General features: G+C 52.2%; 17 protein-coding genes, 2 pseudogenes and 1 riboswitch. Of the genes and pseudogenes, 6 read left to right on the forward strand and 13 right to left on the reverse strand.

Annotation, left to right across the window (positions count from 1 at the left end; all coding sequences use genetic code 11):
• The 12 genes and pseudogenes from B5F27_RS11145 to B5F27_RS11200 all read right to left on the reverse strand — a co-directional run.
• Window positions 1-1,195, reverse strand: a 1,195-nt coding sequence (locus tag B5F27_RS11145) for a relaxase/mobilization nuclease domain-containing protein (RefSeq protein ID WP_087367662.1), incomplete at its 3' end; no start/stop codon positions are given.
• The gene (gene mobC, locus B5F27_RS11150; protein WP_087367665.1) at window positions 1,167-1,565 is read right to left on the reverse strand and encodes a plasmid mobilization relaxosome protein MobC; all 399 of its coding nucleotides are present in this window, start codon (window positions 1,563-1,565) and stop codon (window positions 1,167-1,169) included. The genes mobC and B5F27_RS11145, both read right to left, overlap by 29 nt.
• A gap of 677 nt (window positions 1,566-2,242) precedes the next feature.
• The gene (locus B5F27_RS11155; protein WP_079699044.1) at window positions 2,243-2,440 is read right to left on the reverse strand and encodes a helix-turn-helix domain-containing protein; all 198 of its coding nucleotides are present in this window, start codon (window positions 2,438-2,440) and stop codon (window positions 2,243-2,245) included.
• Window positions 2,433-2,852 (reverse strand): sigma factor-like helix-turn-helix DNA-binding protein, encoded by a 420-nt coding sequence (locus B5F27_RS11160; RefSeq protein ID WP_087367668.1) that lies wholly within the window; start codon window positions 2,850-2,852, stop codon window positions 2,433-2,435. Before B5F27_RS11160 ends, B5F27_RS11155 begins: the two co-directional genes overlap by 8 nt.
• 74 nt (window positions 2,853-2,926) lie before the next feature.
• Window positions 2,927-3,367 carry a helix-turn-helix domain-containing protein gene (locus B5F27_RS11165; RefSeq protein WP_087367671.1) on the reverse strand — a complete coding sequence of 147 codons (441 nt, stop codon included), beginning with the start codon at window positions 3,365-3,367 and terminating at the stop codon, window positions 2,927-2,929.
• Between the two features lie 220 nt (window positions 3,368-3,587).
• Window positions 3,588-4,283 carry a riboflavin kinase gene (locus B5F27_RS11170; RefSeq protein WP_087367673.1) on the reverse strand — a complete coding sequence of 232 codons (696 nt, stop codon included), beginning with the start codon at window positions 4,281-4,283 and terminating at the stop codon, window positions 3,588-3,590.
• 8 nt (window positions 4,284-4,291) lie between these two features.
• Complete coding sequence (locus tag B5F27_RS11175) at window positions 4,292-4,939, reverse strand: ECF transporter S component (protein ID WP_087367676.1); 648 nt, start codon at window positions 4,937-4,939, stop codon at window positions 4,292-4,294.
• A gap of 105 nt (window positions 4,940-5,044) precedes the next feature.
• A riboswitch (FMN riboswitch) is annotated at window positions 5,045-5,161 on the reverse strand.
• 165 nt (window positions 5,162-5,326) lie between these two features.
• Window positions 5,327-5,449, reverse strand: a pseudogene (locus B5F27_RS11180) (Maff2 family protein); the annotation flags it as partial.
• Window positions 5,450-5,665: 216 nt separating this feature from the next.
• Window positions 5,666-6,976 (reverse strand): annotated as a pseudogene (locus tag B5F27_RS11185) (type IV secretory system conjugative DNA transfer family protein); the annotation flags it as partial.
• Between the two features lie 48 nt (window positions 6,977-7,024).
• Entirely contained in the window at window positions 7,025-7,183 is a 159-nt protein-coding gene (locus B5F27_RS11190) for a transposon-encoded TnpW family protein (RefSeq protein WP_087367730.1), read from the reverse strand.
• 90 nt (window positions 7,184-7,273) lie between these two features.
• The gene (mobQ, locus tag B5F27_RS11195; protein WP_242962174.1) at window positions 7,274-8,851 is read right to left on the reverse strand and encodes a MobQ family relaxase; all 1,578 of its coding nucleotides are present in this window, start codon (window positions 8,849-8,851) and stop codon (window positions 7,274-7,276) included.
• Between the two features lie 259 nt (window positions 8,852-9,110).
• Entirely contained in the window at window positions 9,111-9,416 is a 306-nt protein-coding gene (locus tag B5F27_RS11200) for a DUF3847 domain-containing protein (RefSeq protein ID WP_087367682.1), read from the reverse strand.
• Window positions 9,417-9,871: 455 nt separating this feature from the next.
• Here B5F27_RS11200 and B5F27_RS11205 point away from each other — a divergent pair, with 455 nt between their 5' ends.
• From B5F27_RS11205 to B5F27_RS11240, 6 genes are all read left to right on the forward strand, one after another.
• Window positions 9,872-11,842 carry a DUF4118 domain-containing protein gene (locus tag B5F27_RS11205; protein WP_242962173.1) on the forward strand — a complete coding sequence of 657 codons (1,971 nt, stop codon included), beginning with the start codon at window positions 9,872-9,874 and terminating at the stop codon, window positions 11,840-11,842.
• Window positions 11,843-12,284: 442 nt separating this feature from the next.
• Window positions 12,285-14,045: a potassium-transporting ATPase subunit KdpA gene (locus B5F27_RS11215; RefSeq protein WP_087325314.1), complete on the forward strand. Its 1,761-nt coding sequence runs from the start codon at window positions 12,285-12,287 to the stop codon at window positions 14,043-14,045.
• 16 nt (window positions 14,046-14,061) lie between these two features.
• Window positions 14,062-16,113, forward strand: a complete 2,052-nt coding sequence (gene kdpB / locus B5F27_RS11220) for a potassium-transporting ATPase subunit KdpB (RefSeq protein ID WP_087325313.1) — start codon at window positions 14,062-14,064, stop codon at window positions 16,111-16,113.
• A gap of 14 nt (window positions 16,114-16,127) precedes the next feature.
• Complete coding sequence (gene kdpC / locus B5F27_RS11225) at window positions 16,128-16,787, forward strand: potassium-transporting ATPase subunit KdpC (protein ID WP_087325311.1); 660 nt, start codon at window positions 16,128-16,130, stop codon at window positions 16,785-16,787.
• Window positions 16,788-17,528: 741 nt separating this feature from the next.
• Entirely contained in the window at window positions 17,529-20,174 is a 2,646-nt protein-coding gene (locus tag B5F27_RS11235) for a sensor histidine kinase KdpD (protein WP_087367685.1), read from the forward strand.
• Entirely contained in the window at window positions 20,167-20,871 is a 705-nt protein-coding gene (locus tag B5F27_RS11240) for a response regulator transcription factor (protein ID WP_087325305.1), read from the forward strand. Before B5F27_RS11235 ends, B5F27_RS11240 begins: the two co-directional genes overlap by 8 nt.
• Window positions 20,872-20,989: 118 nt before the next feature.
• On the opposite strand, the gene B5F27_RS11245 is transcribed toward B5F27_RS11240, so the two are convergent.
• Entirely contained in the window at window positions 20,990-21,271 is a 282-nt protein-coding gene (locus B5F27_RS11245) for a DUF6809 family protein (RefSeq protein WP_087367688.1), read from the reverse strand.
• Between the last annotated feature and the right edge of the window lie 8 nt (window positions 21,272-21,279).

Below are 21,279 nucleotides of genomic sequence, written 5' to 3' on the forward strand. Positions count from 1 at the left end.
CGCCGCTGGTCTGGCGCATTTCCTCATAGGCGGTATCAAAAGCAGCTTCCAACTGCTCCGGGGAAGTGAAGCCGTACTGCTGGTACACATTCAGCGTCTTGGCCATCTGCTTGATGTTGTGTATCTTCGCCCAATGCTCGTAGCCTTTGCCCTTGCCCTCGGCCATCTTCTGCTCGATGTCCACAAGGCGCTGCACACCGTCAGCGTCTTTGGCGGCGTAGGGTTGCGGCTGGGGGATGGAACGAACCGTTACACCCCTCTGGGCGTTCTGCTCCAAAACGGCAAGGACAGCGGCGCGGTCAAAATCGTCGCCCAGCTTGCGGGCGGTAATGGGCTTTGTCCTGTCCGGCGTGAGATAGGACAGCCGTCCCCGGCTCTCCTTAACGGCCACACCCTCCCGCAGCAGCAGAGAGGAAAAGTTCTCGAATGAAGTCGCCGCAGACAGCGCGGCGCGTATGGTCTGCCGTAGCTTCTCCTTGTTCGTTTCAAACTTGGTCTGCCGGGGTGTGATACCGCCCGCAATCATGGGGGCGTTCTGCTTGTCCAGTGCGGCCTGCCCCTTTTTCTGCGCCCAATACTCCCGGTCTGTGACGCGGTTCTTGCTGCCGTTCAAGAGGTCGATTTGGTAAAGCCCCTCCCGGTGGCACATCTCCATGACTTCAGACTTGAAGTAGCGCAAGGCCGCGTTGGTACAGCGGTGCTTGCACCCGGCTTTCGTGTCGGCTGGCCTGTCCATGTAGGGCAGGAACGGCACTTCTTCAATCCGCAGGCTGTTAATGACGATATGCACATGAATGTTGCCGCTGTGGTTATGGCCGTCCGGGTGGGTGCATACAAGGGCTTGGTGGCCGGGGAAATGCTCTTTACAGAATTGCTCCCCTAACGCCTGCGCCCGGTCTACGGTCAGGCCGTTGTCCGGGCCGTCCCGTGGGTCAAAGCTGATGATGTAGTGGTGGCTTTTCACATCTTCCCGCCGCTGGTTCTTCCCGTAGCGGAGATTTGCCCGCATACAGGCAACGGCAAAATCCTCCCCGCCGCAGTTCAGCGTGGACAGCCGGTAGTCCTCGCGGGGGATAAGCCTGCCGGTTTCATCAAGGACGGGCTTCATGGTAAACTCGTCATGCTCAAACAGCAGGTATTGTTCGGCGGCTCCATAGTCGGCGTTTTTAGAGTTGATATGCTTGAGTGTTGCCAACTGCGTCACCTACTTCCTTGAGGACTTCATACTTGAGGGCGGCAAGGTCGGCTATGGCGGCGCGCACCTCGCCGGACAGCGCGTTGTAGGGTGCGCCGTACTCGTTCAGATACCGGGCAATCTGGTTGAGGTTGCCGCCGATCCTGCCGTACTCGGCTGTGAGTTTTCCGACAGCGGAAAGCAGCTCGTCATTGACCGCCGACACATGGATAACGGGGCGTATGGTGGTGCGCCGTATCGCCTGCCGGAGAAATTCCGACTGGCTGATACCATAGGGCGCAAGCCGCGCTGTGAAGTCGGCATATTCATCTTCGGACAGCCGGGTTTTCACAACGCGGCTGCGGTGGGGCGTGTTATATTTTTTTCGCATGGTCGTGACCTCCTTTCTTGCCGCATGAGCGCGGCGGGGATAAGCGGCGAAAGCCGCAAAGCAGGGTTTGGGGAAGGCACTCCCCAACAAGTTTCCCGCGAGGGGCAAAACCGCAGAATTGCGGATTTTGGCACCGTGGTAGAAACTTGCTCTGTAACTGCCGCAGACTGCCCCTGTCTGGTTTTTCCGTACATAGAACGGACAGGACAGGACTTCCGGCCCGCTGTGTGCTATCTTTTTCTTTCGCCAATATGACGCCGGAACGGGGCTTTGCTACCCGCTGGCTGCGGCTTTTTCCCTTTCCGCTAAAGATACATTTCAAAGGCCGCCAGCTACCCGCTGGACGGGGATTTTCTCAAATTTTCTTTTGCCTTAGTAATCCGGGCAACAGGATTTTGGCAACCGGCGGGGCAGAGAATTTTCCCTTTCACTCCCCACACCACCGCATTTTGAAATTTGCCAAACAGGGCGGGCAATTTTCTCTTTGCTCCTTACTACGGACAAAAATCAAAAATGCCAAACGCCGGGGCAGGAAAATTTCTCCCTCACTTACTACTACAATCTGAACAGGGCAAAATGGCCGGGAATGGAGCAGGGCAACAAAAAAGCAGTAAATCTTTTTCAGACTTACTGCTTTCGCTGGCCGCCGGTGGGCGGCTGGTATTCAGTTGTAGGGCTTATCGGTCAAAGCGAAACTTGAACAGCGCGGCGATTAGCTTCTGCTTCACATATTCCTCAACCTCGGCGTTGACTTTCCCGTGTACTTTGGAACAGTAGCGGATATATCCGGCGTAGTGGGAAAGAACGGTGTCGATTGCGTCCGGGTCGCCCTCATGGGCTTTGACGATTGTTTCATAAGGGAGAAGTTTACTCATAGCGTTTTCCCTCCATGAGCCGCCGGAGCCGCTTCAAGGCAAGCTGGATATGCCGCCCCGCTGTGCTGCGCGTCCGGCCGATATGTACGCCGATCACACGCTGCGGCTGGCGCAGGAAGTAGTAACGGAAAATTTCTTCCCGTGTCTGCTCTGGCAAAAGGGCAAGGGCGGCGGCAAGTTCCGCATGGTACAGAACGGCGGTCTGGCCGCAGACGGTAAAAAGATATTCTTCAAGCTGCTCCGGCTCGGCAAGCTGGACAAACTTCTCATTCATCAGATAGTCAAGGGAAACTTCCAGTTCCCACCTCCGGCGCAGCTTCAAGATTTCATCTATGGCTGCGTGACGAATGACAACTTTACAATAGGCATTGTGCGTGCGCCGGATATGTTCTTGATACTCTAAATCGGTCATGGAGATTCCTCCTTTCTGAATGATGAGAAAGGGCGGCAGCACTTTTTGCTGTCGCCCCATGTAAAGTGATATCATCAAGGATTATTTTCGTAAGTCTGATTTTCTTCAGAAATTGGTAATTGTTCAACATTCGTGTATTCCCTGTAGGAGTTGTTTGATATAACGCCTACAATAACAAAGAATATATTGATAACAACAAATGCTACAATTATTCCAAGTACGACTTTCCAAATACGACGGGAACGACGATTTTTGATTGCTAACTGCTCATTGATACGGGAAAGCTGCTCCGCAAGCTCGTTTGTATCTTCGCAATCAGGGATATTTCCACCCAGCAGCTCGGCGACACTTACCTCAAGGATATCCGCCAGTTTTACCAGTAAATCAGCATCTGGTACTGATAAGCCCTTTTCCCATTTTGATACAGTCTGTCGAACGATATTGAGCCGAACAGCCAGTTCCTCTTGCGATAGTCCTTTTTTCTTTCGCAGGAATTTAAGATTCTCACTAAACATACACTATACCTCCTTTGCCTTTGGCGACTTCATTATAGCTAAAGAAGTCTCGTTGCGGCAAGCAATGCAAATTAACATCTGTGCATTTTCAGTATTATAAGGGGCGACAGCACTTTTTGCTGTCGCCCCTTGATTGCCTACCAGCAAAGGCGGGCGGGGCTGTCAACGGCGGCGCGTATGCGCCGTTCATCTTGACCGTTGACTGGCTCGGCTGGCTTTGCTAATCAGAATTAAATTTATAACCATAGCCAACTACTGTTTTTATATATTCGTGTCCTTTACAATGCGGTTTCAACCTTTTGCGTATTTGAAAAACTGTGTTTTCTACTGCGTGTAAATGGTTATTGGTTGGTTCATGCCATATCCTTTCATAGATTTGTTCCTTTGTAAATGTAATTTGAGGCGATAAGTATAGCATGTAAAAGACCTCAAATTCATTTGCTGATAAATACACTTCCTGCTCGCCTACCATTACACAATGTCTTTTGACATCAACATATAAGGCACAATTTGTTTGCTTTAATCCCCAGAATTTTCTGGCTGATAATCTATCAGTTGCAACTTGTTCTATCAGCAAGGATAATTCATTAAATTTCCTGACTTCTCTTATTTTTTTATATAGATAGATAGTCATAGTACGCCCGTATATATCGTTATCAAAATCAAAGATATGAGTTTCGATTGAAATGGCTTTATCGTTATCAAGTGTAGGTCGCATTCCAACATGGGTAACACCATAATATGTCTGACTATCCAATAGGATTTTTGCCACATATACACCTGTTTCTGGTAAAGTCGCGTGTTCGTCCACTTCTATATTTGCGGTAGGTGTCCCAACGTGCTTTCCGATTCCTCGGCCATGCACAACAGTTCCCGTTATCGTATAAATAGGTTCCATATTGTCCTTTTCTTTCATAGCTATCCTCATATAATTCCATTCATTGATAAAATGATTAGAACACAAGTAATAATAATCATAACAGCCAGCAAGATTAACCCATTTCGTTTTTGTTTACTATTTTCTTTCTCCGACATGGCAACATAACCGCTTTTCCTTAAGGCTGTAATTACAGGTTTATATAGCAAAAATGTTATCGCAGCGTTTAACACACTTTTTAATAAATTGAAGGGAAGAAATGCCGGGAGCAGTAATTCTACAACTGCTTCTCTTGGGTATCCCATATAAAGCGGTGTAATCAGGTAATTCCACAACATCATAACTGAAACCGTGGTTACACACCCAACGAAAAGACCAATTACTGCGCCAGAGATAGTCCGCTTTTTCTTATAAATCGCAGAAGCAGTACACGCAAAGGAAACCGTTTGAACAATATTCATAATGCAACCTAAAATTCCCGTGTCACTAACTGTTATCATTTCAATAGTGGCTACAATAACCGATACAATGCAAGAAGTCATCGGCCCCCAAATCAATCCACCTAAAGTAACTATAACGTCCGACGGGTCATATTTCAAAAATAACACGACAGGTATTCTTCCAACGGCCATGATTACATATGTAATTGCACATAGCATACCGATTGTTGTGATTTTTTTAGTTTTGCTGTTCATATGAATTTCCTCCATTGCGTAAAAAATAGCACCTAAAAGGAAATGCCTTTTGGGTGCTAAAAATTTATAGAACGCAAAACATGATGTGGCTGTTTTGAAATCCTATATTATCTTCTTTTATCCAGACTATACTGTTGGTTTTGGAATTGCACCAAATCATGCGTTTTCACGCTCGCGGACTTTACCGCCAATCGGGAATTTCACCCTGCCCCGAAGACACTTCTATTCAGTTGTTCATATCAAGAATACCTCTTATATCGAACATCTGCAATAGTTCTCGAAGATTTCGGAAACATTTCGGAAGTGTATATGTGTTCTGAAGATAACGGAATAGGGGTGGCTGTCTATCAAATTCTTGTGTGTGTTACTTTATGGCACATGAGCATTTGCGCCGGGGTTGTCGTTACCGTAACCTTCCAGCAGGTTGATGACGCCCCACACGCCGAGACCGGCACCGAGGGCGATAACGAGGGTCTGGAGAACGGTGATTGCCTGATTAAAAAATTCCATAAATAAAGTTGGCCGGAATCAGTTTGAAAAGTTTGATTTAGTCATGGTTCATAGGCATACAAAAGCCGGATGATCGCCGCCCGGTTTCCGGGGGCTTGATTCCGGCCTTCCTCCTTTTTCATTTTTTCGATAGAGATCGTCCGCTTTGTACGCCAATGGCCCCGTCCGGGGCGGTTGTGGCGGGTAGATAGGACCCCTCCTTTCATAAGCGGAACATCAATCGTCGGCTGCGGCGTCGATCTCATACACGTCGCAGACCTGGTTGGGTTTCAGCTTCAGCCTGGCCCGCAGGAAATCTTCAATGCTGAACGCATTTTTCGGGTCGGCGTCGGCGGTGTACTTGTAGTTGGGGTGCTGGGTGATGTCGTACTTGTCCGACAGAAACGGCCGCACCCCGCGCAGCTGGAGGATGCACTTGCCGCCGTCCATGACGGCCAGCTCATCCTGGCTCATCAGCTCCTTGCCGAGCTTCTGGTAATTGAGCGAGTGGGAAGTTTCCCGCCCACGGCTCTCGCCGGTGTTGTAGGTGTCGATGGTCTCCTTGCCCAGCACGGCGGCCAGCTCCTTCAATGTGGTCGGCTCCTTGCCGCCCAGGAAGATGGAACTGTCCATATTGCCGATGATGGTGTCGGCGTTGTCATTGTAGATGGCCTTGAGCTGGCTCTGTGCCTGCAAGACCAGGCAGGCGGAAATCTCGCGGCTGCGGATGGTCGCCACCAGCTTTTCCAGCTTGGGAATCTGGCCGATGTTGGCGCACTCGTCGATAAGGCAGCGCACATGGACCGGCAGCCGCCCACCGTACACGTCGTCGGCTTTCTCGCACAAGAGGTTGAACAGCTGGGTGTAGCACATGGAGATCAGGAAGTTAAAGCTATCGTCCGTGTCGCTCATAATGAGGAACAGGGCCGTCCGCCGGTCGCCCAGGGTATCCAGCTCCAGCTCATCGTAGGAGGTGATCTCCCGCAGCTCGGCAATATCGAACACGGCAAGCCGTGCCCCGCAGGAAATCAAAATCGACTTGGCGGTTTTGCCCGCCGCCAGCTTGTATTTCTTATACTGCCGCACCGCAAAGTGGTTGGGGCTTCTGGCTTCCAGCTCGTCGAACATCAAGTCCACCTGATTTTTGAACTCCTCGTCATCCTCCCGCACCTCCATCGCGTTGATGAACTCGATGAGGGTGGAGAAGTTCTGTTCCTCCACCGGGGCCTCGTAGTGGATGTAGCCGATGAGCGCACAGTACAAAAGCGTCTCCGCCTTGACCCAGAAATCGTCCCCGGCCTTGCCCTCGCCCTTGGTGTTGGCGATGAGGGTCGTTACCAGCTTCAAAATATCCTTCTCCGAGTGAATGTAGCTGAACGGGTTATAGTGCATCGACTTGTTGAAGTTGATGGTGTTCAGCACCCGGATTTGGTACGGCTCATACACGATTTTTCCGTGCTTGTCCTTCACCGGCTTGCCGTCCTTGCCCAGCTTGGGCGCGCCGCGCTGGAGCATTTTGCCGCACTCCACCAGGATGGTGCCCTTGGGGAGGACGTTGTCAAGATATTCAGAGGGAATATCTTCCGAATTTTTGCCTCAAAAATTGGCGGTTTTAACATCATCCAGCATCAAACGCTTCATTTTGTCCTCCAAAGTGTCTTTTGCAGTCCGGCTGAAGTGAATACCTACCACATAGGTGGTGTTTTCGATCTTCACACTGAAAGTGCCTGCGGGGGTTGCCTGCGGTGGTGTCATAGCCTGCTTTAATTCCTCCATGTCTGCATTTCTCCTTTCTCCATAAAAGCCCAAATAAAAAGAACCTGACTTCTTTCAAAGTCAGGTTCCTTAGAGTTCCATCTTCTGTTCTTTTTCTTTCTGGAATGTCGTGTCCTGTTTTGGGTCTTGCTTTCCGGCCTGGCGGAGCTGCTCTACCACCGAACGCTTACTCTCTACCTTGCCCAATGCTTCCGGTCCCAGAACCTGGCTGACCCAATAGCGGACTTCGTTCAGCGGCTTCAAATCTGCCTGCACCTGTTCCAGCTGTCGGGCAAAGGCTGAGTGATCCGATTGCAGTTTGCTGTACTCTGCCTCTAGGGCATCCAGATTCACATTCAGATCAACGTGCTGTGCTTTCAAATAGCGGTAGGCTTTGTTGTAGGCTTTCAGTTCCTCCTGGTGGCTTTCGGCAAATGCGGCCTGCCGCTTCTTCCAGCCGATTTTCAGATACTTGTCATGGATGGGCTTCTGTTCCTGGCAAACTGAAACGGCATTCTGAATCCCGACAATGTCCTTCATCCGCTTCTCGGCCTTTCGCATACCGGTACTGGCCTGGCTGGCTTTTTGTTTCACGCCGGACAGGACGGTGTTCAGCTGCTCCAGAGTCGAGATCTTATGCTGTTGGAGATAGACAACAGCCCTTGCCACATTCTTCAAGTCCTTCAGGTCGCCCTTCTGCTGCCCGGACCAGGACCAATCGCTTCGTCCTGCTTTTCTCTGGTTCAGATAATCATTGAGAAGCACCCCAAGGTCTGTGGCGACTGCTTCCTCTTTCAGCAGCTCTTTTTCAGCCTGGACCAGTTCTTCAATCCAGTCCAGCAGACCCCGAATGGTTTTACGAATAGCGGACAGCATCTGGTTGGCTGCCTTGATATCCCGGTTGAGATTTCCGATATTAGTCTGGATGCCTCGCCGCTCCATCTGCACCACCGCAGGTCCCATGTGGACGGTAGGGATCACATCCAGGCCCTGCCGCTCATAGGAGCGCAAGTCTAGCCGCTCTGGCCGATCTGCTGCTTCTAGATAGCGGTTGACGGTATCAGCCCAGCCTTGCCGCCAGATCTCCGCATACTTCTGGTCGTTCCAATCCACGGTATCCTCCTTGTGGCTTTTCCAGTTCCCCGACGGGAGCCGGATGCGTTCGCCGTTTTCATCCAGGTCGTACACCTTTCGGCTCTTGGGGAGCCACTTGCCTTGTTCGTCCATGGCACGAAGGGTCAGCATCACATGACAGTGAACATTGTGTCCGGGCGGGGCCGGATCATGAATGGCGAAGTCAGCAATCATCCCCTTGGAAACAAACTGCTTCTCGCAATAGTCCCGGACCATCTGTGGGTACTGCTCTGGTGGAACTTCTTTGGGCAGGGCCAGTACAAATCGCCGGGCCAGTTGGGCATTCCATTGCTTTTCGGCTGCCTCCACCGAGTTCCATAGGGCTTCCCGGTTGGCGTATTCCGGCGGAGCGTGAGATGGCAGCATGATTTCCGTGTACAGGATGCCGCGCTTGCCAGAGTAGTTTTTGGTTTTCTGGTCGTACTCAGAAAACAGCTTCTCGCCGCTCTGGTAGGCGGCACCTGCCACCGCCGACTGGCCCTTGCTGCGCTGGGTGATGGTGATTTGAAAATGCGGACACGGAATGGATATCACCTCCAAAACAAAAACCGCCCGTCAGGATTGCTCTTGACGAACGGTCTGGAATCGTATTCAGTTGTGCTCTCTGTCCAGGGACGGAGCGGGGGCGCTTCTGCCCTGGGCGAGAGCTGCAAAAGGATAGCTGCGGAGCAGCGCAAGGAAAATGCAGTTTTCCTTGGGATGAAATCGGAATGGTGAACGAAACGCCAGCCCGATTTCATCAAGCCGTCTGCAAGACCGCAATTGCACCGGAACGGTGTATAATTGCGCCCTATTACAATAGGGTTGGAACGTTCCGGGCTTCTTGCACATCGTGAATCATCTTTGCCAGGGCCAGCGCAACCTCCTGCTGACGGAATGAGAGTTTCAGCAGCTCCATCACCTGGTCATCAGTCAACTCTCCGGGGCAGATTAGGAAGCTCTCCAGCATTCCCCCGCGGGTGCAGAGGCGATGAGTTCGGGCTTTGCTGGTCAGTTCTGGTATGCGGTGCTCCAGCATTTTCTCCTGGTGCTGGTAGTAGCGGAGCTTCTGTTCGGCCTGGGCCTTTTGGGATTTCATGCGGTCTAGTTTTTTGCTCATAAGTCTTCACCTTCTTTATTAAAGTCATAACTCCTGGTAAAATCGGGAGTTTGAGGGACCTTCACCAACAGGCCTCTCAAGGGACACTGGAACTCCTTCTTGCGTCATTTGCACTGCAACCCGTATACAAAAATATCCACTTTTTCAAATGATAAAAATCTTCTTTTTTACTTTGCCCAATCATTTAATACGAAAGCTTTTTGCTCTTCTCAGCAGAGTTGTGTGTTTTGTATCTCTGAAACATAAAAAATAGATCTCCCGTTTAGAAGGAGCCTTCATTGCTCGTGTAAAATCCAAATTCTGTCCTCCTGCATCTGCTGAATCCTATTGATTTTGATCTTCATTCAATCTTAACGTAGATAGAAAATCTTTTATGATTTTATAGTGCTCCGCATGCTATGATTATAGCGATTTTCTATGGATCCGATCCACTGAGATTACAGGAGATGATGGATATGGAAAACACACCTCAAATAATGTCAGATTGCTTTCCCGGTCAGAAAAGCACAATTTTCCCCGGAAAACTGAAAATCTTTTTTGGATACGCCGCAGGTGTCGGCAAAACCTATGCGATGCTGCAAGCAGCGCACCAGGCCCAAAAAGAAGGGATTGATGTGGTGGCAGGCTACGTGGAGCACCATGCCAGACCAGACACCCTTGCTCTCTTGCAGGGGCTGGAAGTTTTGCCCTGCAGAGAAATCGACTATCGCGGCATCAAGCTCAAAGAATTTGATCTGGATCAGGCCCTTCAGCGCAAGCCCCAGCTCATTCTGGTAGATGAATTGGCTCACAACAATGCTCCAGGATGCCGGCACACAAAGCGGTATCAGGATGTGGAAGAACTGCTTCAGGCCGGAATCAATGTATACACCACCGTCAATGTGCAGCATTTGGAGTCCCTCAACGATTTAGTATCCTCCATCACAGGCATTGCGGTCCATGAACGCATCCCCGATCGTATCTTTGACCGGGCCAATCAGGTGGAACTGGTAGATATCGAGCCGGATGAGCTGGTGAAGCGTCTCCAGGCAGGAAAAGTATACCAGGAGCGCCAAGCAAAACAAGCGCTCCAAAACTTTTTCACCGTAGAAAACCTGGCTGCCCTGCGCGAGATTGCCATGCGGCGCACCGCGGACCAGCTCAACCGGACCGCATTGCAGGAAGGGAGAGAAAAAAGCGCCAAAGCCGGAGAACATATTTTGATTTGTCTGTCTTCTTCCCCATCCAATCCAAAAGTCATTCGAACCGCTGCACGGATGGCAGAAGCCTTCCACAGCGGATTCACAGCCCTATTTGTGCAGACGCCGGAGACCAAAGAGTTGTCCGGTGACAACTTGAAACGCCTGCGCAGCAATTTGCATCTGGCGGAGCAGCTGGGCGCCCAGATTTCCACCGTCTACGGAACCGACCCCGCTGTACAGATTGCGGAATATGCCCGCGTCAGCGGCGTGACCAAAATCGTGATGGGCCGCATCAACCACAAGCAAAACCCACTCATCGGAAAAAAGAGTCTGGCTGACCGGCTGATCGCACTGACTGACCTGGACATTTACATCATTCCGGATCACCAGCCGCTCTATAAAAAACCGCTCGGAAAGTTCCACCTTCCTAAATCGCACTTTACGGGGAAAGACGCCTGCATCACATTGGCGGCTTTGATCCTATCCTCGATGGCCGGATTGGGATTTTACCACGCCGGTTTCAGTGAATCCAATATCATCACGGTTTACATTTTGGGGGTTCTCATTACGGCGGTGTCTACAGACGGTCACCTGTATGGAGCCGTAGAATCCCTTTTCAGTGTTGCCGCCTTCAACTTTCTTTTTACAGAGCCCCGTTTCACTTTCCGCGCCAATGACCCCAACTATCCCGTCACCTTTCTGACCATGCTTTCCGCTAGCATCATTGCCAGTTCTCTGGCCAGCCGAGTCAAAGCCCAGGCACGCATGGCTGCACAAAAAAGTTATTACACAGAACTTCTCCTGGAAAGCAGCCAAAAACTGCAGCAGGGACGCACCGAATGGGATTGCCTCCGTCTGACGGCAGAACAGCTGAGCCGGCTTTTTGATCGGCCCATCCTCTACGCCTTGAGCAAATCCGGACAAGATTTGTCGTTCCGGGCGGAGCCGTCCGATGCACAGGAAGTCCTGGCCCAGCTGGGTACCGAAGAAATGGGCGTGGCCAAGTGGGTACAAGCCAACAACAAGTATGCCGGCGCAACCACAAGTACGCTGCCGGATTCCAAATGGTTTTTTCTCTCTGTCCGGGGGACGCAAGGGGTCATGGGAATTGTAGCAGTCCCCGTTGCAGGTTACTCCATACCGGACGCCTTTGAAAAAAACCTTCTTATTGCCATTCTAAACGAGTGCGGCCTGAGCCAGGAGCGCATCCGACTGCAGGAAGAGCGCGGCAAAGAGGTGCCATGACTCCAAAACAGCCGGAAAAATCCCCTTTTCCCCCGCCGCTTTCACAGGAAGCGGGATTGCTCCCATCCGGAGGGAAAGACAGGATCTTCATTTCTTCTTAATGCCGCGCCATCTTCCTTAACCCTGCCTTATGACCCGCTGCGCTATCCTAGGAGCGCAAAATAAATATTGGATGTTTTGCTGACTCATCCATGTTGAAAGGGGCACCGGAAATGATGGATTGCTTGATGATCGGAATCATACTGGCCGGTTTTGGCCTTGTCGTACTGCTGGCGAACTGGTGCCAGCGGCAGGTCGAATCCGAGGAATAAGAAAGTACAGGAGTTGAGATTTATGATTTTGCTTGGAGTCATTGTTTTGCTGCTGGGCGGATATCTGGTATACGCCCTGGCGCATCCGGATCGGTTTTAAGATCGAGGACACTGTATAGGAGGTTTTTTGTATGGTACAGCTGGTCCTGACATGCATCATTTATTTGATCCTTGTTATTCCAGTGGGGCGGTATCTTTATCATATCGCCGCAGGAAAACACACCTTTGCCGACCCCGTTATGGATCGGGTCGACGGGGTCATTTACAAGCTGGGCGGCGTGGACCCTCAAAAGGGCATGAACTGGAAACAGTACGCCCTGGCCCTGCTGGGCACCAACGCGGTGATGATGGCTGTTGGCTATGTGATTCTCCGCATCCAGAGCATTCCCCTTCTGAATCCCAACGGGATTCAGGGCATGAAGTCGGACCTGGCCTTTAATACCATCATTAGTTTTATGACCAACACCAACCTGCAGCACTACTCCGGCGAAAGCGGCCTGAGCTACCTCTCCCAGATGCTGGTCATCATCTTTATGATGTTTGTTTCCGCAGCCAGCGGCTATGCCGCCTGTGTCGCGTTCATCCGCGGCCTGGCCGGCAAGACAAAAGATCATGTAGGCAACTTCTTTGCCGATCTGGTTCGCATCACCACCCGCGTGCTGCTGCCCTTCTCCCTGGTGGGCGGGCTGCTGCTGGTATGGCAGGGTGTGCCGCAGAATTTCTCGGAGAATGTCGTGGTGCAGACCCTGGAAGGCACGTATCAGGTTTTGGGGATGGGGCCGGTGGCGGCGCTTGAAATCATCAAGCACCTGGGCACCAACGGCGGCGGCTTCTTCGGCGCCAACTCCGCCACCCCCATGGAGAACCCCACCATCCTGTCCAACCTGATTGAACTGTATTCCATGATGCTGCTGCCCGGCGCCTGTGTCATTACCTTCGGCAAGATGGTGGGTGACGGACGTCTCCAGAATCAGAAGGACTCGACCCGGGAAAATATGCTGTCCGCCCATCCGGAAGGCATCACGGCCCGGCTGCTGGGCAAAGAAGGCCGCAGCATCTTTTTGGCCATGGGAATTTTGTTCCTGGTTGGCCTGAGCCTTTGCTACTGGGCTGAGCTGCAGGGCAACCCGGCTCTGGCGGAGATCGGCCTCAACCAGTCCGCAGGCAGCATGGAGGGCAAGGAAGTCCGCTTCGGCATCGCCCAATCCGCTCTGTTTACCACCGTAACAACATCCTTCACCACAGGCACCGTCAACAACATGCACGACACCCTGACGCCGTTGGGCGGAATGGTGCCGATGCTGCACATGATGCTCAACTGTGTCTTTGGCGGCAAGGGCGTGGGCCTCATGAACATGATTCTGTACGCCATCCTGGCGGTGTTCATCTGCGGGCTGATGGTGGGCCGCACCCCCGAATATCTGGGCAAGAAGATCGAGGGACGCGAAATGAAGCTGACGGCACTGGCCATCATCATCCATCCCCTGCTGATCCTGTCCTTTACTGCCCTGGCGGTGACGACATCCGCCGGGCAGGCCGGCGTTACCAATCCCGGTTTCCACGGCCTGAGCCAGGTGCTGTATGAATACGCCTCCTCTGCGGCGAACAACGGCTCCGGTTTTGAAGGGCTGGCGGACAACTCCTACTTCTGGAACATGACCACCGGCATCGTCATGTTCCTGGGGCGGTATCTGCCCATTGTGATTCAACTGGCCATCGCCGGCTCCCTGATGAAGAAAAACTATATCAACGAGTCTGCCGGCACACTGCAAACCAGCACGGCGAGCTTTGCAGTGATTCTTGTGTTCGTGGTGTATATCTTTGCCGCGTTGACCTTCTTCCCGGCGCTGGCTCTGGGCCCCATTGCCGAGCATTTGACCCTCTGGGGCTAAGGAGGATATTCGTAATATGAGCAAGAAACAAAACAAAAAGCTGCTGACCGGTGAAATCCTCAAACAGGCGTTCATCGGCTCGGTAAAAAAGCTGGACCCCCGGTATATGATTAAGAACCCGGTTATGTTCGTCGTGGAAACCGGCTTCTTCATTACACTGCTGCTGACAATCATGCCGGGGCTGTTCGGCGAAGGCGACACCGGCCTGCGTACTTACAACTTGATTGTTTCCATCATTCTGCTGATTACGGTACTGTTCGCCAACTTTGCAGAATCTGTAGCGGAGGGCCGGGGCAAAGCCCAGGCCGCCAGCCTGAAAAAGACCCAGAAGGACACCCAGGCTCACCTGCTGCGTCCGGACGGCAGCGAGACCCTGATTTCCTCCAGCGAGCTGAAAAAAGGCGACATCGTGATGGTATCGGCCGGAGAGGTCATTCCCGGCGACGGCGAGGTCATCGAGGGTATTGCCTCGGTGGATGAGTCGGCCATCACTGGAGAATCCGCCCCCGTCGTCCGTGAGAGCGGCGGCGACTTCTGCTCAGTGACCGGCGGCACCACGGTGGTGTCCGACTGGCTGAAAATCCAGATCACCTCCGATCCCGGCAACAGCTTTCTGGACCGCATGATCGCTCTGGTGGAAGGCGCCTCCCGGAAAAAGACCCCCAACGAAATCGCCCTGAGCACCCTTCTGGTCTCCTTGACCATCATTTTTCTGATTGTCATTGTCACCCTGTACCCCATCGGAATGTATTGCGGGGTTCAGCTGCCGCTGTCCACCCTGATCGCCCTGATGGTTTGTCTGATTCCCACCACCATCGGCGGCCTGCTGTCCGCCATCGGCATCGCCGGTATGGACCGCGTCACCCGGTTCAATGTGATCGCCATGTCCGGCAAGGCCGTGGAGGCCTGTGGCGACGTGGACACCATGATTCTGGACAAAACGGGCACCATCACCTTTGGCAACCGTCTGGCTGCCGACTTCTTCCCCGTGGAGGGGGCAAGCCGCAGCGAGCTGATTCGCTGTGCAGCTCTGACCAGTCTTCACGACGAGACCCCCGAGGGAAAATCCACGCTGGAACTGGCTCGCCGTCTGGGAGACAACAGCCAGGAGATTCCCGGTTCTTCCTTTGTAGAGTTCACCGCCCAGACCCGCATGAGCGGCGTGGACCTGCCCGACGGCACCCGGGTCCGCAAGGGCGCTTCGGACGCCATCGAGCAGTATATTACGGCGCAGGGCGGAAAAGTCCCTGCTGACCTGCGCACCCATGTAGAGAAAGTTTCTTCTCTGGGCGGCACGCCCCTGGTCGTGTGCCAGAACAACCAGATTCTGGGCGTTATTTACCTGAAAGACACCGTCAAGCCCGGCATGGCAGAGCGTTTTGAGCGTCTGCGCGCCATCGGCATCAAAACCATCATGTGCACCGGCGACAATCCCCTGACCGCAGCCACCATTGCAAAGGAAGCCGGGGTGGACGGTTTTATTGCCGAGTGCAAGCCCGAGGACAAGATTCGCGTCATCAAAAAAGAGCAGGCCGAGGGAAAAATCGTTGCCATGACCGGCGACGGCACCAACGACGCCCCCGCCCTTGCCCAGGCCAATGTGGGCCTGGCCATGAACTCCGGCACCACCGCAGCCAAGGAAGCCGCCAACATGGTGGATCTGGACTCTGACCCCACCAAAATTCTGGAAGTGGTGGAGATCGGCAAGCAGCTGCTCATCACCCGCGGCTCCCTCACCACCTTCTCCATTGCGAACGATATTGCAAAGTATTTTGCAATCATTCCGGCCATGTTTATGGCGGCGATTCCCCAGCTGGGTGTCCTGAACATCATGCACCTGAGCACCCAGAACAGCGCTATCCTGTCGGCCCTGATTTTCAACGCAATCATCATTCCCTGCCTGATTCCTCTGGCCATGAAGGGCGTCAAGTACCGCCCCATGTCTTCCGGCAAAATGCTGGCCCGGAACATGATGATCTACGGTCTGGGCGGTGTGGTCACCCCCTTTGTCGGCATCAAAATCATCGACACTCTGATTGCCCCGATTCTGGCCGCACTGCATATCTGAGGAGGCTCCTTACGATGGACGAAGTAACCTATAAGAATACCTTTTTTCACAGCCTGCGTCAGTCTTTGGTGATGGCACTGATCCTGCTGCTGCTCTGCGGCTTTGTGTTTCCGGTCCTGCTCAGCGGGATTTCTGCGGTTCTCTTTCCCAGTCAGGCCAATGGCAGTCTGGTCTATTCCTACGGCCAGGCGGTGGGGTCCGCCCATGTGGGCCAGGAGTTCACCAAGCCCTATTTCATGAAGGGGCGCCCTTCCGCTTACCACTACAACACCTACTACCAGGACGAACAGGGCAACCGGTACTACAGTGACGGCACCCCGTTCGCCGGGATTGGTTCCGGTTCCAACAACTACGCGCCCTCCAATCCTGCTCTGACCCAGCGGGTCGAAGCAGACATCGAGGCTTTTCTGGAGGCAAACCCGGAGGTTAAACGGGAGGATATCCCTGCCGATCTGGTAACCGCTTCTGGCTCCGGGCTGGACCCGCATATCACCCCTGCATCGGCCCGGATTCAAATTCCTGCCCTGGCAGCCGCTTCCGGCCTCAGCCAGGAGGAACTTGAGCAGATTGTGGAGAACAACACAGAGGGAAAACTGCTTGGTATTTTTGGCGAAGAGACCGTCAACGTTCTGGGTGTCAACCTGGACATTGCCAAAGCAATGGGCCTTGCGTAATTCCCCTCCCCTGCGGATTTTCCGGCATAGCGCACATACCATTTTCTTTGATGCAAAAAGGTCACCGGCTCTCCTGTACATCAGGCGGGCCGGCGGCCTTTTATTTGGTTTTAATCCCATCCCGACAATCTTTTCTCCAGTTTTAGTCCCTGTGCGCTATGATAGAGCCGTAAGGAGGAGATCGATATGTTCACACGTATAAAATGCATCTCTTGTTGTGAAAGCCGGATAGACGCCCGGATTGAAAATTTCCTGCTCTGTCACCAGGGGTTTAAGCTGTTCCTGATTTATATTGGACTGCCCCTTTTCACGATGGCCGCGGTTTGTGTATGCACCACCGCTGTTGCCCTGTCCCTGGCGTTCCTGTTCGGCTGGATGTGAATGGTTTCATAAAGTGTTTGACCAAAAAATGGATTTTGTGAGCTCTTACCTACAGTTGTTGTACAGAAAAAGCCACCAATACTCAAAGCGACTTCAAACAAGCAGGAGTTCTCTGTCTTAATGTCATCTTAATGTCTGTCTTAACAGATTAACGCCTCCTTTAGATGAGAAATGGATAATGACGTTGTTGAAAGACTCTCGAAAGATGATGAGCCATCAAGGATGCGGCAGTCGGAACGAAAGGTATTTCATGAGAGGGCGGCGGAGCATCTGTGCCATTTACTGAATCGATTCGTCAACTTTGCAGGCAATCATCTAAAAGTATGTTATAATACACTGGAATGAAAGGAGGACAAGGTGATGCATGCTCCCGCATTATCCGATCAAGTTGCAAGAAAGGCGCCCGGCAAACTGACTATTTTTGCCAGCTATTTTTGCGGCGCCGGAAAAAGACATGCCATGTTGGAAGCCGCCAGAGCGGCCAAGCGGGAAGGGCAGGACGTGGTGATTGGACTGTTATCCTTTGATGCATGGCCGTCTGACCCGCCGCTGGCCGAAGATTTTGAGACAGTACACTGCAAAACGGTTGCACAGGATGGACACACAGAATCCGAACTAGATCTGGACGCCTGCATCAAAAGACGGCCGCAGCTGATCCTGATCGAGGACCTGTCCCACACCAACATAGATGGATCCCGCCACAGAAAACGCTGCCAGGATATCGAGGAACTTCTGAAAGCAGGCATCGATGTCTACACGACTCTGGACGTCCAGCACATTGAAAGCATCCAGGACACTGTTTTTTCCATTCTGGGCTTTTCCACATCCGAACGTATCCCCGACCACGTATTTGACCGGGCATCCCGGGTGGAATTCATTGACATAGAACCTGAAAGGCTCCAGCAGCGCTTGCTGGAACAGAAAAAGGTTCAGCTCCTTTCCCGATATTCTCTCTCTCAGTTGAGCGCGCTTCGGGAACTTGCCCTGCGCCGCTGCGCAGATCGGGTGGCCCTGTATACCCAGTCCGGGCAAAATGGGACAGGCTATCGCTCCCATGAACATATTCTGGTATGCCTTTCTTCTTCTCCCTCCAATGAAAAAATCATCCGTACTGCCGCGCGTATGGCCAGCGCATTCAAATGTGAGTTAACCGCACTGTTTGTGGAAACGAAAGACTTCCAATGGATGTCTCCGCCGGACAAAGAGCGCCTTCGGGCCAATATCCATCTGGCACAGCAGCTGGGCGCATCCGTCGAAACCGTATATGGCGACGATGTAGCCTATCAGATTTCCGAATTTTCCCATTTGTCCGGGGTCACAAAAATCGTGCTGGGCCGCAGCGGATTTCCTTCCCGCCCCTGGTTCCACAAGGCATCTCTGACCGACCGACTGATTGATCTCACGCCGGAGCTGGATATTCACATCATTCCCGACAACGGAATGAACCATTTGCTCTCCACTCGATACCGGGAGACTGTGCATCTGCCGTCCTTGTCCCTTCTGGATCTGTTTAAGAGCGCGGTAATCCTTGTTTCCACCACTCTCATCGGCTTTCTGTTTTATGAGCTGGGCTTCACAGATGCCAATATCATTGCCCTCTATCTTTTGGGGGTCTTGCTTGTTTCCGTGTCCACAAAGAGTTCCATCTGCAGCTTTTTTGCCGCTGTTTTCAGCGTGCTCACCTTTAATTTCTGTTTCACAAACCCCAGATTTTCTCTGCATGTCTATGAGAGCGGCTACCCGGTCACCTTTCTCGTCATGTTCCTTGTTTCCCTGTTGACCGGATCTCTAGCCTCCAAGCTGAAGTCCCACGCCAAACGGTCGGCCCAGGTGGCATGGCGCACCAAACTTCTCTTTGAAACCAATCAGACACTCCAAAAAGCCCGAACGCAGGAAGAAATTCTTTCGGTCACCGCAAAACAGCTGTTAAAGATGTTTCAGCGCGATATCATCGTATACCGCATCCAGCAGGAAAAGCTCACAGCCTCTGAAATCTTTCTTATGGATGACACAGCTTCCACCGATCGTTATACCTCGGAAAAGGAGCGTGAGGTAGCCCAGTGGGTTGTAACCAACAACAAAAGAGCCGGCGCGGGAACGGAAACTTTTTCTGATTCCCGCTGCACCTATCTATCCGTTCGGAAAGGAGACCAGGTCTACGCCGTGGTGGGCATTGCCACATCGGACAATCCTCTGGATTCCTTTGAGACCAGTGTTCTCCTTTCTGTTCTAGGCGAATGCGCCCTGGCTCTTGAAAGCCAAAAGAACCTGGAGGAAAAAGAAGCTGCTGCGGTTCTGGCCAAAAATGAACAGCTCCGCGCCAATTTGCTTCGATCTATTTCTCACGATCTGCGTACCCCTCTTACTTCCATTTCCGGAAATGCCAGCAACCTACTCTCCAACGGAGATTTGTTTGACGACAAGACCAAGAAGCAAATGTATACTGACATCTACGATGATGCCATGTGGCTCATCAACCTGGTGGAAAATCTTCTGTCGGTCAGCCGGCTGGAAGAAGGCCGGATGAATCTGCACATGTCAACGGAGTTGGTGGACGAGGTCGTAGCAGAAGCGCTGCGCCACATCAACCGGAAAAGTGTGGAATATCACCTGCATGTGCAAAACAGTGACGAATACCTTCTGGCGCAGATCGACGCCAAGCTGATTGTTCAGGTTCTGATCAACATCATCGACAATGCCATCAAGTATACGCCCCCGGGATCTGACATCACTATCGAGTGGAACCGCAAGGGGGACTTTATTTATATTTCAGTGGCGGACAACGGGCCGGGCATTCCCGACCAGGCCAAACCGCACGTTTTTGAGATGTTTTATACTGTATCCAACCAAATTGTTGACAGCCGCCGCAGCATGGGACTGGGTCTGGCACTGTGCAAATCCATCGTCAATGCGCATGGAGGAGAAATCACCGTGACCGATCATCTGCCCCATGGATCTGTCTTTACATTTTCTGTACCAGCCGGGGAGGTTGAATTACATGAATAAACCTTTGATTTTGGTGGTCGAGGACGACATTCCCGTTCGCAACCTGATAACCACAACTTTAAAAGCTCACGATTACCGCTTTTTGACTGCAGCAAACGGAGAGTCCGCGGTGCTGGAGGCTTCCTCCCACAACCCGGAAATCATCCTGCTGGATCTGGGACTGCCGGATGTGGATGGTGTGGAAGTGATCCACAAAGTTCGTTCCTGGTCCAATGTCCCAATTATTGTCATCAGCGCCCGGAGCGAGGATACAGATAAAATCGAAGCCCTGGACGCTGGTGCCGATGATTACCTGACCAAACCCTTTTCTGTAGAAGAACTGCTTGCAAGGCTCCGGGTCATTCAGCGGCGGCTGACCGCATTGCAGGCCGGCTCGACCAATATAGATTCTGTCTTTACCAATGGCAAGTTAAAGGTAGATTATGCAGCAGGCTGTGCTTTTCTGGACGGGCAGGAGCTTCACTTGACTCCCAGTGAATACAAGCTGCTCTGTCTGTTATGCAAAAACGTAGGAAAAGTACTGACTCACACGTATATCACACAGCAGATCTGGGGAAGAAGCTGGGAAAATGATGTAGCTTCATTGCGTGTATTTATGGCCACTCTACGCAAAAAGTTGGAAAAAGAGCCGGGTTCTCCCCAATATATCCAAACACACATTGGCGTTGGATATCGCATGATGAAAGTGGATTCTTGAGAAGGCACATCGGTAAAAGCTTTTTTGCCTTTCGGGTGGTCCAGTTTCTCCCTCAGATCTCAACTTTTTTATAAATGAAACAGCGGCAGGATCGTCCAACCGGACGCCTGCCGCTGTTTCATTTGTCATTGATCTTCTTGACCTGCTCCACCGCTTCCTGCTGCACCAGCAGCCCGGCCGAGAAGCCAACCTTGAAATGGCACTCATTCTCCTCGCACTGGGCGATGGAAGCCTGATCCTGAAGTTCTTCCACCAGGTCGTAATCTTCTTTGCTCAGCTTTTCGGCCAGCCGATCCATAATCTTCTCACAAGCTTTCAGTGCGTTCCGGTATTTTTCAGACTTCGGTACAACCGTTTCGCTGGGATAAAAGTCGCCGCTATAGATTGCTTCCAGAATCATTGTCCTGC

It is taken from the genome of Faecalibacterium sp. An192, assembly GCF_002160175.1.
Lineage (GTDB): Bacteria > Bacillota > Clostridia > Oscillospirales > Ruminococcaceae > Faecalibacterium.

Bases quoted from the DNA above. Each gene is read 5' to 3' on its own strand.
- mobC (WP_087367665.1), bottom strand. From the start codon at position 1,565: ATGCGAAAAAAATATAACACGCCCCACCGCAGCCGCGTTGTGAAAACC.
- B5F27_RS11155 (WP_079699044.1), bottom strand. From the start codon at position 2,440: ATGAGTAAACTTCTCCCTTATGAAACAATCGTCAAAGCCCATGAGGGC.
- B5F27_RS11160 (WP_087367668.1), bottom strand. From the start codon at position 2,852: ATGACCGATTTAGAGTATCAAGAACATATCCGGCGCACGCACAATGCC.
- B5F27_RS11165 (WP_087367671.1), bottom strand. From the start codon at position 3,367: ATGTTTAGTGAGAATCTTAAATTCCTGCGAAAGAAAAAAGGACTATCG.
- B5F27_RS11170 (WP_087367673.1), bottom strand. From the start codon at position 4,283: ATGAAAGAAAAGGACAATATGGAACCTATTTATACGATAACGGGAACT.
- B5F27_RS11175 (WP_087367676.1), bottom strand. From the start codon at position 4,939: ATGAACAGCAAAACTAAAAAAATCACAACAATCGGTATGCTATGTGCA.
- B5F27_RS11190 (WP_087367730.1), bottom strand. From the start codon at position 7,183: ATGACACCACCGCAGGCAACCCCCGCAGGCACTTTCAGTGTGAAGATC.
- B5F27_RS11200 (WP_087367682.1), bottom strand. From the start codon at position 9,416: ATGAGCAAAAAACTAGACCGCATGAAATCCCAAAAGGCCCAGGCCGAA.
- B5F27_RS11205 (WP_242962173.1), top strand. From the start codon at position 9,872: ATGGAAAACACACCTCAAATAATGTCAGATTGCTTTCCCGGTCAGAAA.
- B5F27_RS11215 (WP_087325314.1), top strand. From the start codon at position 12,285: ATGGTACAGCTGGTCCTGACATGCATCATTTATTTGATCCTTGTTATT.
- kdpB (WP_087325313.1), top strand. From the start codon at position 14,062: ATGAGCAAGAAACAAAACAAAAAGCTGCTGACCGGTGAAATCCTCAAA.
- kdpC (WP_087325311.1), top strand. From the start codon at position 16,128: ATGGACGAAGTAACCTATAAGAATACCTTTTTTCACAGCCTGCGTCAG.
- B5F27_RS11235 (WP_087367685.1), top strand. From the start codon at position 17,529: ATGCATGCTCCCGCATTATCCGATCAAGTTGCAAGAAAGGCGCCCGGC.
- B5F27_RS11240 (WP_087325305.1), top strand. From the start codon at position 20,167: ATGAATAAACCTTTGATTTTGGTGGTCGAGGACGACATTCCCGTTCGC.
- B5F27_RS11245 (WP_087367688.1), bottom strand. From the start codon at position 21,271: ATGATTCTGGAAGCAATCTATAGCGGCGACTTTTATCCCAGCGAAACG.